The following is a 12788-nucleotide window of genomic DNA, read 5'->3' on the forward strand; positions in this document are numbered from 1 at the left end:
ACGGCACCGCCATCAGACGCAGCGTCCCCTGGGCACCGTCACGGCTGGGGTGCCTCGTGCAGGATCGGCCACAGCTCCACCGGGTCGGCGTCGGCGAACGGGATGTCGGCGGCGATCTCGTAGGCGCGTTCCTCGCTCGCCACGTCCAGCAGGTAGAAGCTGGCCAGGTACTCCTTGGTCTCGATGTAGGGCCCGTCGGTCACGGCGGCCACGCCGTTCTCCCGGCGGACCAGCTTCGCGGTGACCACGTCGCCCAGGCCGTACGCGCCGAGCAGTTCGCCGCTCTCCCGGTACCGGGTGTTGAACGCGTCCTGCTTCGCGACCGCCTCCGGCCACTCCTCGGCCGGGAACGCGTCCCACTTCTCCTGGTTGCCGTAGATCATCAGCAGGTACTTCACGACGGGCCGTCCTCTCGTTCCGCACACCCCGTGGCGTGCTGTCGACCCCCAGTCGGAGCACGGTGCGCCGTTCTCGACATCTTCGCCGAAAAAACTTTTGCCGGGGTTGCCGGGCTCCTCCCGCCGTTCGGGCTACCCATACTCCCCCGTTGGTGAGCGCTCCCGGTCACACCGGGTTGCCAAGCCTGGTTTGAGTTAGTTAGACTCAAACCATGTTCACGAGGGAAGAGGCACTCGGCCTGGTCGACGGGGCGACGCCGGTCGGGCTGTTCGGACCGGCCGTCCCGGCTCGGGGGAAGGAGGCCCGGCGGCGGTACTGGGGGTTGGCCGCCGCCCTCCACCCCGACCGGGTGGCACCCGACGACGTCCGCGCGCACGCCGCGTCGGCCGAGCTCACCCGCCTCTACCACGAGTGGCAGCACACCCGGCCGGTCGTCCTGCGCACCGCGCACGGCGACTACCGGGTGGGCGAGCGGCACGCCGTGGGCAGCGTCGCGAACGTCTACCGCACCGCCGGCCGACCGGTGGTCAAGATCGTGCGCAACCCGGCGTTGAACCCGTTGCTGCGCGCCGAGTGGCACGCGCTGCGGACCCTCGCGCGGTTCACCGACGAGCACGAGTGGCTGCGCCCCTACTACCCCCGGTTGCTCGACGTCGGGGACGTGGGCCGGGGCGAGCGGGCGTTCAGCGTGCTCGCGCCGCTCGTGGACGGGTTCGTGACGCTCGCGGACGTGCGGCGGGCCTTTCCCGGCGGGCTGGACGGGCGCGACTACGCGTGGATGCACCGCAGGCTGCTGCGGGCCGTCGCGGGCGCGCACCGGGCCGGGCTGGTGCACGGCGCGATCGTCGCCGACAACGTGCTGGTGCACCCCGAGCAGCACGGGATCGTGCTGGCCGGGTGGACGTTCGCGGTGCCGGCCGGACAACCCCCGCTCGCCACCGCGAAGACGATCGACTACCCGCCGGAGGTCACGGCGAACCGACCGGTCACCACCGCCACCGACGTCCACATGGCACACGTGCTGATGCTGGACGTGCTGGGGCACGACGAGATCCGGCAACGCCGGTTCGCCGGCCTGTGCACGCAGGACGACCCGGACCGCCGACCCGACGCGGTCGGTCTGCTCGACGAGTACGACGAACTGCTCGACGAACTCTACGGCGCACGGGCCTTCCGCCCGTTCGCGCTGCCCGACCGGACAGGAGCCTGACATGGGACACGGCAGGTGGGACGACAACGCCTACGCGGCGGCCAAGACCTTCCGCGCGGCCCGGGGGATCGACGACTTCGGCTACACCGCGAAGCTGCGCGCGACGCCGCGCGGCCAGTGGAAGGCCGACCCGTCGATGGACCCGCTCGACGTCGCCGCGCGGGAGTGCCGCGACTCGCCGGACCACGAGGACTCGACGCCGATCGCGGTGCTGTTCGACGTGACCGGCTCGATGGGCCAGGTGCCCAAGATCATGCAGCGCAAGCTGGGCAAGCTGCACGGCCTGTTGCAGCGCAAGGGGTACCTCGCCGACCCGCAACTGATGTTCGGCGGGATCGGTGACGCCGACAGCGACCGGGTGCCGTTGCAGGTGGGGCAGTTCGAGTCGGACAACCGGATGGACGAGCAACTGCGCACCATCTTCCTGGAGGGCAACGGCGGCGGGCAGAAGAGCGAGTCCTACGAGCTGGCCGCGTACTTCGTGGCCCGGCACGTGGTGACCGACGCGTGGCAGAAGCGGGGCCGCAAGGGCTACCTGTTCCTGATCGGCGACGAGCTCAACAAGCCCCGGCTGGAGGCCAGGCACATCCGCCGGGTCATCGGCGACGACGTGCACCAGGACATCGACCCGGCGTCGGTGTACCGGGAGCTCAGCCGCAAGTGGCACGTGTACTTCGTGCTGCCGCACCAGTCGTCGTACTACAACGACCCGGACATCGCCGAGCACTGGCGCGAGCTGCTGGGCCAGAACTTCCTCAAGCTCGACGACCCGGGCGCGGTGTGCGAGCTGATCGCCGCCACCATCGGGATGGAGGAACGGGTGGTGGACCTCGACCAGGCGCTGGTCGACCTGGCCGAGGTGGGCTCGACCGCCGAACGCGACGCGGTGGGCAAGGCGCTGGTCCGGGTCGGGTCGAAGGCGGTGGCCACCTCGGCCGTGCCGCCGGGGCTCGACGGGCCGGACGACGTCACGCTGTCGTGACCCGGCTGGAGGTGGACACCGTGGCGGAGGGGCACGTCGTCGTCGTCGGGCTGGGGTTCGGCGACGAGGGCAAGGGCGCGGTCGTGGACGCGCTGTGCCGGGACGGGTCGGTGTCGGCGGTCGTGCGGTTCAACGGCGGCGCGCAGGCCGCGCACAACGTCGTCGCGGACGGCCGGCACCACACGTTCAGCCAGTTCGGGTCGGGCACGCTCGCGGGTGTGCCCACCCTGCTGTCCCGGCACGTGCTGGTCGAACCGATCGCGCTGGCGACCGAATCGCGGGAACTGGCGGCGCTGGGCGTGGCCGACCCGCTGGGGCTGCTGTCGGTCGACGCCCGCGCGCTGCTCACCACGCCGTGGCACGTGGCGGCGAACCGGGCGCGGGAGGACGCGCGGGGCCGGGACCGGCACGGGTCCTGCGGCAAGGGCATCGGCGAGACGGTCTGGTACTCGCTGCTCGCCGACGCCCGGCCCGGTGACGTGGTGGAGCACCAGGAAGTCCTCGGCGCGGCCGGTGCCGCGCCGAGGGTGGGCGACTGCGCGTCGCCGATGGCGTTGCGGCGCGAGCTCGACGCGCTGGCCCGGTTCTACGAGCCGCTGGTCGGCGACAGGTTCCGGGTCGACGACGTGGTGGACCTGTACCGGTCGTTCGCGGAGGCGGTGCGCGTGGTCGACGGCGACGAGGTGGGGCGGCTGGCCGATCGCGGGCGGGTGGTGTTCGAAGGGGCGCAAGGGGTTCTCCTGGACGAGAACCACGGGTTCCACCCGCACACCACGTGGTCCACGGTGACGCCGCGCAACGCGCGTGAACTGCTGGGCGGGCGGGAGGCGCGGGTGCTGGGGGTGACCCGCACCTACCAGACGCGGCACGGCGCGGGCCCGCTGCCGACCGAGGACGCGGCGGTCGCGGAGCGGTTCCCGGAGCGGCACAACGGGACCGGCGAGTACCAGGGGGCGTGGCGGGCCGGGCACCTCGACGCGGTGCTGCTGCGCTACGCGATCGGGCTGTGCGGGGTGGACGCGCTGGCCGTCACGCACCTGGACGCGCGGGACCTGTCGGTGGCGTCGACCTACCGCGTCGGCCGCCGGCTCGTGCCCCGGCTGACCACGGGCGCGGTGCCGGCGGGAGCGGTGCCGGTGCTGGAGCCGCTGGGTGACCCGGTGACGTGGCTGCACCGCGCGACCGGGCTGCCGGTGGCGGTCGAGGGGCACGGGCCGGACCGCGCGGACTACCGCGTGCGCGTACCGGTCGCGGGCTGAGGTGCGGGAGAATTTCGCGCATGGCGAGGATCGAGTCGACGTTGGTGTCGGTGGACGTGCTCACGCTGCGGTTCGACGCGCGCGCGCGGACCGTGCTGCTGGCCGTCGCGCCGCGCGCGGCCGACCCGTTCGCCGGGACGTCGGCCCTGCCGGGTGTGCTGCTGGGGCGCGGCGAGCGGCTGCGGGACGCGGCGCTGCGGGCGGTGACCGGCAAACTGGGGGTGGACGGTTCGGCGGTGGCCGCGACCGGCCAGTTGGCGACGTTCGACGAGCCCTCGCGCGATCCCCGGGGACCGACGCTGTCGATCGCGCTGTGGGCCGCGATCGACCCGGCGGTGCCGGCGGTCGACCCGGCGGTGCCGGCGGCCGGTCCGACGTGGACGCGGCTGGACGCGGTGCCGGCGCTGGCGTTCGACCACGACCGGATCGTCGCGGACTGCCGGCCGATGCTGGCCGACCGGCTGTGGCGCGACATTCCGTTCACGGCCGGCCTGCTCGGTCGCGAGTTCACCACGGCGCAGGCGCTGGACGTCACCGAGTCTCTCACCGGGGACCGGCCCTACCCGGCCAACCTGGGCCGCACGATGGACCGCGTGCCCGGTCTGGAGCGCACCGAGCAGCACGCGGCGGCCCTGCCCAAGGGCGGCCGGCCGCCGCTGGTGTGGCGCTGGACGTCGACGGGCTGACCACCGGCGCTCGCCGACGTCCGGACCGCACCGGCACCTCGCCGACACCGGTGCGGTCGTCGGGTCGGGGCAGGGTGGTCAGGGCAGCGCGGTCAGGTAGCGCGGTCAGGTAGCGCGGTCAGGTAGCGCGATCAGGGCAGGGTGGTCAGGTAGCGCGGTGCCCGGCGGGCGTGGGTGAGCTGTTCGAACGCCGCCGCGAAGCGCAGCACCTTCGCGTCGGCGCGGTGGCCCGCCATGAAGGACATCCCGATCGGCAGCGGCCCGGCGAAGCCCGCCGGCACCGACACGTTGGGGTAGCCAGCGGCGGCGGCCGGGGTGGAGGTGCCCAGCACGTAGGCGTCGCCGGCGGCGTAGTCGGTCTGCCACGCCGGCGAGTTGGTCGGGGCCATGATCACGTCCAGGCGCTGCGCGGCCAGCACCTCGTCGATCGACCGCCGGGCCAGGGTGGTCGCCGTGCGGCGCTGCTCCCGGTACTCCGGGTCCGACGTCGGCGGCGCGTCGCGGGCCGCGAGGAACAGCTCCTGGCCGAAGCGGCTGAGCTCGACCGGGTCCCGCTCGTTGAACGCGATCAGGTCGTCGATCGTCCGGAACCGACCGGGCCGGGTCGCCAGGTAGCGCTCCAGGTCGTGTTTGAACTCCACGGTCAGCGCGGGGAACTCGACCGCGTCGATCCGGTCCTGGTAGGGCAGTTCGACGTCCACCACCGTCGCGCCGGCCCCGCGCAGCGCGTCTACCGACCGCTGCACGACGCGGTCCGCCTCGGGACTCGCCCCGGCCTTGCGCCACACCCCGATCCGCGCGCCGCGCACCGCGTTCCCGGTCGCCGAGCCGGCTGCCGCGTAGTCGCCGCCGCCGAGCGCGGACATCAGGATCGCGGCGTCCACGACGTGCCGCGCCATCGGCCCCGCCGTGTCCTGCCGGGTCGACAGCGGCACCACTCCCCTGCCGCTGACCAGGCCCAGCGTGGGCTTGAGGCCCACCACGCCGTTCTGCCCGGCCGGGCACACGATGCTCCCGTCGGTCTCCGTGCCCACCGCGACCTGGGCCAGCGACGCCGCGACCGCCGCGCCGGAACCCGACGACGAACCGCACGGGTTGCGGTCCAGGACGTGCGGGTTGTTCGTCTGGCCGCCCACGGCCGACCAACCGGACGTGGAGCGCGTCGACCGGAAGTTCGCCCACTCCGACAGGTTCGCCTTGCCCAGGATCACCGCACCGGCGTCGCGCAACCGGGTGACCAGCGCCGCGTCCTCGCGGGGCGGCACGTGCAAGGCGCGGGAACCGGCGGTGCTCGCCAGCCCCCTGGTGTCGATGTTGTCCTTGAGCAGGACCGGGATGCCGTCCAGCGGGCCGCGCGCGTGCCCCTTCGCCCGCCGCCGGTCGCTGGCGGCGGCCTGGTCCAGCGCGGTGGGGTCGAGGGCGAGCACGGACCGGACCCGGCCGTCCACGTCGTCGATGCGCCGGAGGTAGGCCCTGGTCAGGTCGACGGCGGTCAGGGTGCCCGCGTCCATCCGGCGGGCCAGGTGCGGGATGGTGGCCCGGTCCAGGTCCAGCACGGGCGCGGCCTGGGCGGGCGGCGCGACGAGGAGCACGGCGACGGCCGCCGCGAGCAGTGATCGCATGGGCACCAGTCCATCCCGGTCGCCGGCGGTGGTAAACCCGCCGTTGGTCGGTGCGTTGGGTGCCGCTCCCGTCGACGCGGCCCGTCACTCCCCGTCAGGCCTGGCCTGGCCTGGCCCGGTCCGGTCCGGCAGTGGAGCGAACACCGATCGCCAGTCGTCCGGCATCACGCCGGGTACGCCGGGTACGCCGGGCAGCGGCCGAGGATCGGCTCCACGGCCGGTCCCGGCAGCTCAGCGTGACGGGACGCGGCCGGCCCACCCGCGCACGGTCGCGGGAACCCACGGGCGACTAACAGGGAACTCACAGGCCGGCCTCAGCATCCGGACGGACCATTGGTGGCAGAGCACCGTCTCCGCGCATCGGAGGGCCATCATGACCGCTCTCAGTCACACGGTCCGCCCGGACGTCCCGACCACCGGCTGGGCCACCGCCCAGGGCACGCGGCGCGTGTCGGCGGACGCCGCCGCCGCCCGCACCGCCGAGGGCCGCTTCGCGATCGTGGTCGCGGACGGCATCGGCGACACGCCCCGGGCCGCGCAAGCCGCCCGGCACGCCGTCGAGGTGGCCGTGGACGAGGCGTGGGGTGCGGACGTGGCAGGAGTGCCGCCGGCCGTGCGCCACGCGCTGGACCCGACCCCGCCCACCGTGCCCATCAGCAGGCTCCCCCACCAGGCGACGACCGCGATCCCGACCTCGGACACGCACGAGGGCGACACGACCTACGCCGTCGCGGCGGGCGACCTCGGGCACGGCTGGACCGTGGCGTGGGTCGGCGACTGCCGCGCGTACTTCGTGCCCCTGGTGCCGGACACGCCCGCAGGGCACGGAGCGGCGCTGCTGCTGACCGCCGATCACACGCTCGGGCAGTACATGAGGGAGAGGGGCGTGCAGACGCACCCGAGCCTGGACCGCGTGGTGACGACGAGCGCGCGCAAGGGCGTGCCCGGCTATGCCACCGGGCCGCCGGGGGCGGGCAGGTTGGTGCTGCTCACCAACGGAGTCCACCACCAACTCGACGCGAACGCCATCGCCCGAGTGGCCGGCGCGGTGGGAGACCCGTCCGAGGCCGCACGCCTGCTGGTAGCCGCCGCGCTGGAAGCGGGAGGCAAGGACAACGCCGCCGCAGCGGTCGCCGACCTGCGCTGATACCTGAACGGGTGAAGAGTCGGGAAAACGTACGGTAACAGTGTTCCAGATACTCGGTTAGAACATTCGGTCGCCTCGAACCACCCCGGTAGACCCTCACCAGCTCCACCCGCCCACCCACGACGAAGTAGACCCCTCAGCCCAACCCACCAATCCCACTCGCCAATCCCGCCCGATTACTCCCGCCCGCCCGCTCGAACGCCCGCCCGTGCCCGCCCGATCACTCCCACCCGATCACGTCCGCCCGTGCCCGCCCGCCTGCCCCACAGCCGCCAGGCCGCGCCGATGCGCTGCCGGGCAACCCAGCCAGCCGCCTCCGGGCCAGTCCCTCCGCCTGCCCGCCGGCCCGTATCCGCCCGCCCGCCTGCCTGCCCGCGCCCGCTTGCCTGTGCCCGCCAGCCCGTGCCCGCCAGCCCGCCCGCCGCCCGTGCTCGCGCCCGTGCTCATCGCAAGCGCGGGCGCGGGGCGTACCTCGGCGTGATGCGCGTCCGACCTCATCGCGAGCGCGGGTCGGGGCTTCGGCCCGACCGGGCGCGATCATCGCTCCGAGGGGAGGATGGCCCGCAGACAGGTCGCGGTGGAGGTGGGGATGTCCGATAGCTCCGTGCTGGTCACGTCAGGCTCCTCCGAAGGGGGTCTGACCAGCGCCGAGGTCGCCGACCGGGTGGCCGACGGCCGTACCAACGCGGTCGGCGCGCGGACCAGCCGCAGCACGGCCCAGATCATCCGGGCCAACGTCGTGACGCCTTTCAACGGCCTGCTGCTCACCCTGTTCGTCGTCATCCTCACCACCGGGCGGTGGCAGAACGGGCTGTTCGGCCTCGTGATCATCGCCAACACCGCCATCGGCGTCTTCCAGGAACTGCGCGCCAAGCGCACGCTCGACCGCCTCGCCGTGCTCAACGCGCCGCACGCCCGCGTCGTCCGCGACGGGTCCACCTCCGAGGTCGAGGTGGCCGAGGTGGTCGCCGACGACCTCATCGAGCTCCGCACCGGGGACCAGGTCGTCGCCGACGGCGCGGTGACCGCCTCGACCGGCCTGGAGATCGACGAATCGCTGCTCACCGGCGAGTCCGACCCCATCCACAAGGCGGTCGGCGACGAAGTCCGCTCCGGTTCGATCGTGGTCGCCGGCAGCGCCCGGTTCCGGGCCACGCACGTCGGCGCGGACGCCTACGCCACCCGGCTCACCGCCGAGGCCCGCCAGTTCACCGTGGTGCGCTCCGAACTGGTCGCCGGCACGAACAAGCTGCTGCGCTGGATCTCGCTGATGATGCTGGTGATCGCGCCCCTGCTGCTGTGGAGCCAGTTCCGCGTCCCGGACACCGACGGCTGGCAGGACGCCGTGACCGGCGCGGTCGCCGCGCTCGTCGGCATGGTCCCCGAAGGACTCGTGCTGCTGACCAGCCTGGCCTTCATGATCGCCGCGATGTCCCTGGCCCGCAAGCAGACCCTCGTCCAGGAGTTGCCCGCGGTCGAGGTGCTCGCCCGCGTCGACACCGTCTGCCTGGACAAGACCGGCACGCTCACGCACGGCGACATCGTCTTCGACCGGCTGGTCACCGCCCGGGACGACGACCCCGACGTCCGCGAAGCGCTCGCCCTGTGCGCTGCCGCACCCGACGCCAACGCCACCTCCGCCGCGCTCGCCGCCGAGTTCACCGACCCGGCCTGGACCAACGCCGGCGGCATCCCGTTCTCCTCGGCCCGCAAGTGGTCCGCCGTCGTCGCCGAGGACCACGGCACGTGGGTGCTCGGCGCGCCCGAGATGGTCTTCCCCGACCCCGGTGGCACGCCGCTGCTGGCCGACGCCTCCGACATCGCGGGCGAAGGCCGGCGGGTGCTCGTCCTCGCCCACACCGCGTCCCCGGTCAGCGGCTCCGACCTGCCCGCCGACCTCACCGCCCGCGCGCTCGTCGTGCTCGCCGAGCACGTCCGCGACGACGCCGCCGAGACCTTGCGCTACTTCACCGACCAGGGCGTCGCGCTCAAGGTCGTCTCCGGCGACAACCCGCGCACCGTCGGCGCGGTCGCCGTCCAGGTCGGACTGCCCGGCATCGGCCACGCCACCGAAGCCGTCGACGCCCGCACGCTGCCCGAGGACCCCGCCGAGCTCGCCGACGTCCTGGAGCGCAACGCCGTCTTCGGCCGCGTCACTCCCCAGCAGAAGCGCGCCATCGTCGGCGCGCTGCAAAGCCGGGGCCACGTCGTCGCGATGACCGGCGACGGCGTGAACGACGCCATGGCGCTCAAGGACGCCGACATCGGTGTCGCCATGGGCAACGGCGCGGCGGCCACCCGCGCGGTCGCCCAGCTCGTCCTGCTCGACAGCCGGTTCGCGCACCTGCCCGACGTCGTGGCCGAGGGCCGCCGGGTCATCGCCAACATCGAGCGGGCCGCGAACCTGTTCCTGGTCAAGAACGTCTACTCGCTCGTCCTCGCCCTGGTCGTGATCGCGACCTCGCTGGCCTACCCGCTGGCACCGATCCAGCTCACCCTGATCTCCGCGACCACCATCGGCATCCCCGCGTTCATCCTCGCCCTCGCGCCCAACCGCCGCCGCTACGTCCCCGGCTTCCGGGGGCGCGTGCTGCGGCTGGCGGTGCCGACCGGCACGGTCATCGGCCTGGCCGCGTTCGCCGGGTTCCTCACCATCCGGGGGCTCGAACCCGGCGCGGGCCACCCGGCCGCGCAGACCGTCGCGACCATCGTGGTCGCGATCGCCTCGCTCTGGACGCTGTCGCTGCTCGCCCGCCCGTTCACCGCCTGGAAGATCGCCCTCATCGCCGTGCTCGCGGGCGCGTTCGCCCTCATCCTCGCCGTCCCCGCCCTCGGCCGGGGCGTCTTCCTGCTCGACGTGACGCCCCAGCGCCTGCTGGTCGGCGCGGTGATCGGCGCGGTCGCGGCGGTCCTGGTGGAGATCCTCGGGCGGGCCATCCTGCGCCCCGTCCACGACGCCGCGAGCGAATAGAACAGCGCGCCGGAGCGTCCGCACCACAACGTCAATTCAGTTGACACTGAAGCTATAGAGTGAAATATTCCATCGAAAGATCAGACATTTTCCCGCCTGCCCGGGATTCTTGGCACAACATGAGCAAAAGTCGGAAAATTACCGCGAGCGGCCCGTCGACCAGGGCAAATACCCGCACCCGGCGCAATCGGAGTGCGCCTGGTTAACACGAATGGACCAGCCGACCTCGCTTTCCCCACATCCGGCGGGTACGGCATGATCCAACGATGGTGGGTGCCACCGCTGCCGGGCCAGGCTGACCACCACCACCCAGGCGACACCGCGGAGTTCATCGATGAGTGCGAACGGGCCACGCCCGACCTCGGGCAGGGCCTGGCTCGGCTACCTCACCGCCGGACTGGTGGCCATCGCCTGCTACTACGCGATTCCCCGCGAGGGCCTCGGGATCGCCGCCCGGGTGGTCATGTACTGCCTCACCAGCACGTCCGCGGCCGTCGTCGTGCTGTGGACCGCGCTCCGGCTGCGCACCGACGCCCGGCTGCCGTGGCTGCTGATCGGGTCGGGCCAGGTCGTCTACTCGATCGCCGACTGCACGTTCTACATCAACCACTACCTGCTCGGCCAGACCGGCTACCCGTCACCGGCCGACGCCTTCTACCTGGGCCACTACCCGCTGACCGTGGCCGCCCTGCTGCTGCTGATCGGACGTCGCACGCCCGGCCGCGACGTGCAGAGCGCGCTGGACGCCTCGGTGCTGGCGGTCGTCGCCGCGATGCTGTCCTGGCTGTACCTGATCGGCCCGCGCGCCCGCCTCGACCAGCCCGTGCTGGTCACCGCGGCCTCGGTCGCCTACCCGGTGATGGACCTGGCGATGCTCGCCGTGGCGATCCGGCTGCTGCTGGGCACCGGCAAGCGCTCCGGTTCGTTCGGGCTGCTCGCGGTGAACCTGCTGGCCATCCTCACCGCCGACACCCTCTACGTGGTGCAGCAGCTCAACGGGACCTACCAGGCCGGCAACTTCCTGGACGCGATCTGGCTGGGCGGCAACCTGGCGCTGGGCGCGGCGGCGCTGCACCCCACCCGGTCCGCGGTGGCCGAGCCGACCGCGGTGCGCGAGGACGTGCTGGGGCCCGGCCGGATCGCCGCGCTGTGCGTCGCCGCACTCACCGCGCCCGCCGTGCTCGTCGTGCGGCACGCCACCGGGGACTTCCACGACATCCCGGTGGTCGCCGCCGCGTGCGCGATGCTGTTCGTGCTGGTGATCGCCCGGCTGGCGGTGCTGGTCGCGGACCAGCGGCGGCTGGCCATCACCGACGCGCTGACCGGCCTGCACACCCGGCGGTTCTTCGTCGCCCAACTGCCGCTGGAGGTCGAGCGGGCGCGCCGGGCCGGCGGTTCGGTGGCGGTGTTCATCGCCGACGTGGACCGGTTCAAGTCCATCAACGACGGTCACGGCCACCCGGCGGGCGACCAGGTGCTGGTGGAGATCGCGGACCGGCTGCGCCGCGCGGCGCGGGGCGGCGACGTGGTGGCGCGCTACGGCGGCGAGGAGTTCGCGCTCCTGGTGCCCGGGGCCGGGCCGACCGAGCTGGCGGCCATCGCGCAGCGGTTGCGCGACAGCGTGGCGGGCAGCCCGATCGAGGTGACCGGCTCGGTGTGGCTCGCGGCGACGGTGTCCATCGGCGCGGCCTGCTACCCCGAGCACGCCGGGGACCCCGCCGAGGTGATCGCCTCCGCCGACCGCTCGCTGTACGCGGCCAAGGTCTCGGGCCGGGACCGCGCGGTGGTGGGCGCGGTCCGCCCGGACGGCGATTCCGCGATGCTCGACCACCTGTGCCGGGTCGCCGACCAGGTGGACCTCAAGCTGTCCGCGCCGCACAACAGCCGCGCGGTGGGCCGGTGGGCCCGCCTGCTGGCGGCCGAGCTCGGCCACGACGAGCACGCGGTGAAGGTCGCCGGCCTGGCGGGCCGGCTGCACGACATCGGCAAGATCGTCGTCCCGGAGGCGGTGCTGACCAAGCCGTCGGCGCTCGACCGGGAGGAGTGGGAGCTGATGCGCGCGCACGCCGACCACGGGTTCCGGCTGGCCGACACCGTGCCCGGGTTCTTCCGGGTGGCGCAGGCGATCCGGCAGCACCACGAGCGCTACGACGGCAGCGGCTACCCGCAGGGCCTGGCGGGCGACGCGATCCGCTGGGAGGCCCGGCTGGTCGCGGTGTGCGATGTGTGGGCGGCGATGCTGACCGACCGCCCGCACCGCCGCGCGCTGACCGCCGACGCGGCCCGCGACGAACTGCGCACCGGTCGCGGCTCGCGCTACGACCCGGACGTGGTGGACGCGTTCCTGGGCCTGCACGCGGCGGGCCGGATCGACTCGCCGACCACGGGCCGCGTGGCCGGCTAGCACCCCGCCGGACCCGCGCCGGTGTCCGTCCGGGCCGAGGGAGGCACGGTCAGGCTCGCGCGCACGCGGGCGGCCGGAGTCCGCGCGGCAGGTTCTCGCGGACCGCGA

At 73.5% G+C, this 12788-nt stretch carries 9 protein-coding genes; 7 read left to right on the forward strand and 2 right to left on the reverse strand.

Features of this window, described 5'->3' with window-relative positions; genetic code table 11:
- Window positions 1-38: 38 nt before the first annotated feature.
- Window positions 39-398: a YciI family protein gene (locus tag AB0G01_RS17380; RefSeq protein ID WP_360946314.1), complete on the reverse strand. Its 360-nt coding sequence runs from the start codon at window positions 396-398 to the stop codon at window positions 39-41.
- Window positions 399-610: 212 nt separating this feature from the next.
- On the opposite strand from AB0G01_RS17380, the gene AB0G01_RS17385 reads away from it, so the two are divergent.
- Genes AB0G01_RS17385 through AB0G01_RS17400 form a run of 4 tightly spaced genes read left to right on the forward strand, consistent with a single transcriptional unit; the run spans window position 611 to window position 4536 of the window.
- The gene (locus AB0G01_RS17385) at window positions 611-1609 is read left to right on the forward strand and encodes an adenylate cyclase (protein WP_360946317.1); all 999 of its coding nucleotides are present in this window, start codon (window positions 611-613) and stop codon (window positions 1607-1609) included.
- Between the two features lies 1 nt (window position 1610).
- Window positions 1611-2591: a hypothetical protein gene (locus AB0G01_RS17390; protein ID WP_360946320.1), complete on the forward strand. Its 981-nt coding sequence runs from the start codon at window positions 1611-1613 to the stop codon at window positions 2589-2591.
- Window positions 2588-3850, forward strand: coding sequence for an adenylosuccinate synthetase (locus AB0G01_RS17395; protein WP_360946323.1), 1263 nt, complete (start codon window positions 2588-2590; stop codon window positions 3848-3850). The genes AB0G01_RS17390 and AB0G01_RS17395 overlap by 4 nt, the downstream gene beginning before the upstream one ends.
- Before the next feature lie 20 nt (window positions 3851-3870).
- Entirely contained in the window at window positions 3871-4536 is a 666-nt protein-coding gene (locus AB0G01_RS17400) for an NUDIX hydrolase (RefSeq protein WP_360946326.1), read from the forward strand.
- Window positions 4537-4667: 131 nt separating this feature from the next.
- Here the strand turns inward: AB0G01_RS17400 and AB0G01_RS17405 are convergent, their stop codons facing one another.
- Window positions 4668-6158: an amidase gene (locus AB0G01_RS17405; RefSeq protein ID WP_360946329.1), complete on the reverse strand. Its 1491-nt coding sequence runs from the start codon at window positions 6156-6158 to the stop codon at window positions 4668-4670.
- A gap of 373 nt (window positions 6159-6531) precedes the next feature.
- Between AB0G01_RS17405 and AB0G01_RS17410 the strand changes: the two genes are divergently transcribed.
- The 3 genes from AB0G01_RS17410 (at window position 6532) to AB0G01_RS17420 (ending at window position 12680) form a co-directional block, all read left to right on the forward strand.
- Window positions 6532-7305 (forward strand): hypothetical protein, encoded by a 774-nt coding sequence (locus AB0G01_RS17410; protein WP_360946332.1) that lies wholly within the window; start codon window positions 6532-6534, stop codon window positions 7303-7305.
- Between the two features lie 589 nt (window positions 7306-7894).
- Window positions 7895-10276, forward strand: coding sequence for an HAD-IC family P-type ATPase (locus AB0G01_RS17415; RefSeq protein ID WP_360946335.1), 2382 nt, complete (start codon window positions 7895-7897; stop codon window positions 10274-10276).
- 334 nt (window positions 10277-10610) lie between these two features.
- Window positions 10611-12680, forward strand: coding sequence for a diguanylate cyclase (locus AB0G01_RS17420; protein WP_360946338.1), 2070 nt, complete (start codon window positions 10611-10613; stop codon window positions 12678-12680).
- Window positions 12681-12788: the final 108 nt, after the last annotated feature.

The sequence above is a fragment of the Actinosynnema sp. NPDC023587 genome, from assembly GCF_040640215.1.
GTDB lineage: Bacteria > Actinomycetota > Actinomycetes > Mycobacteriales > Pseudonocardiaceae > Actinosynnema.

Coding starts and splice junctions, on each gene's coding strand:
- AB0G01_RS17400 (WP_360946326.1), top strand. CDS start 3,871: ATGGCGAGGATCGAGTCGACGTTGGTGTCGGTGGACGTGCTCACGCTG.
- AB0G01_RS17420 (WP_360946338.1), top strand. CDS start 10,611: ATGAGTGCGAACGGGCCACGCCCGACCTCGGGCAGGGCCTGGCTCGGC.
- AB0G01_RS17415 (WP_360946335.1), top strand. CDS start 7,895: ATGTCCGATAGCTCCGTGCTGGTCACGTCAGGCTCCTCCGAAGGGGGT.
- AB0G01_RS17410 (WP_360946332.1), top strand. CDS start 6,532: ATGACCGCTCTCAGTCACACGGTCCGCCCGGACGTCCCGACCACCGGC.
- AB0G01_RS17405 (WP_360946329.1), bottom strand. CDS start 6,158: ATGCGATCACTGCTCGCGGCGGCCGTCGCCGTGCTCCTCGTCGCGCCG.
- AB0G01_RS17385 (WP_360946317.1), top strand. CDS start 611: ATGTTCACGAGGGAAGAGGCACTCGGCCTGGTCGACGGGGCGACGCCG.
- AB0G01_RS17390 (WP_360946320.1), top strand. CDS start 1,611: ATGGGACACGGCAGGTGGGACGACAACGCCTACGCGGCGGCCAAGACC.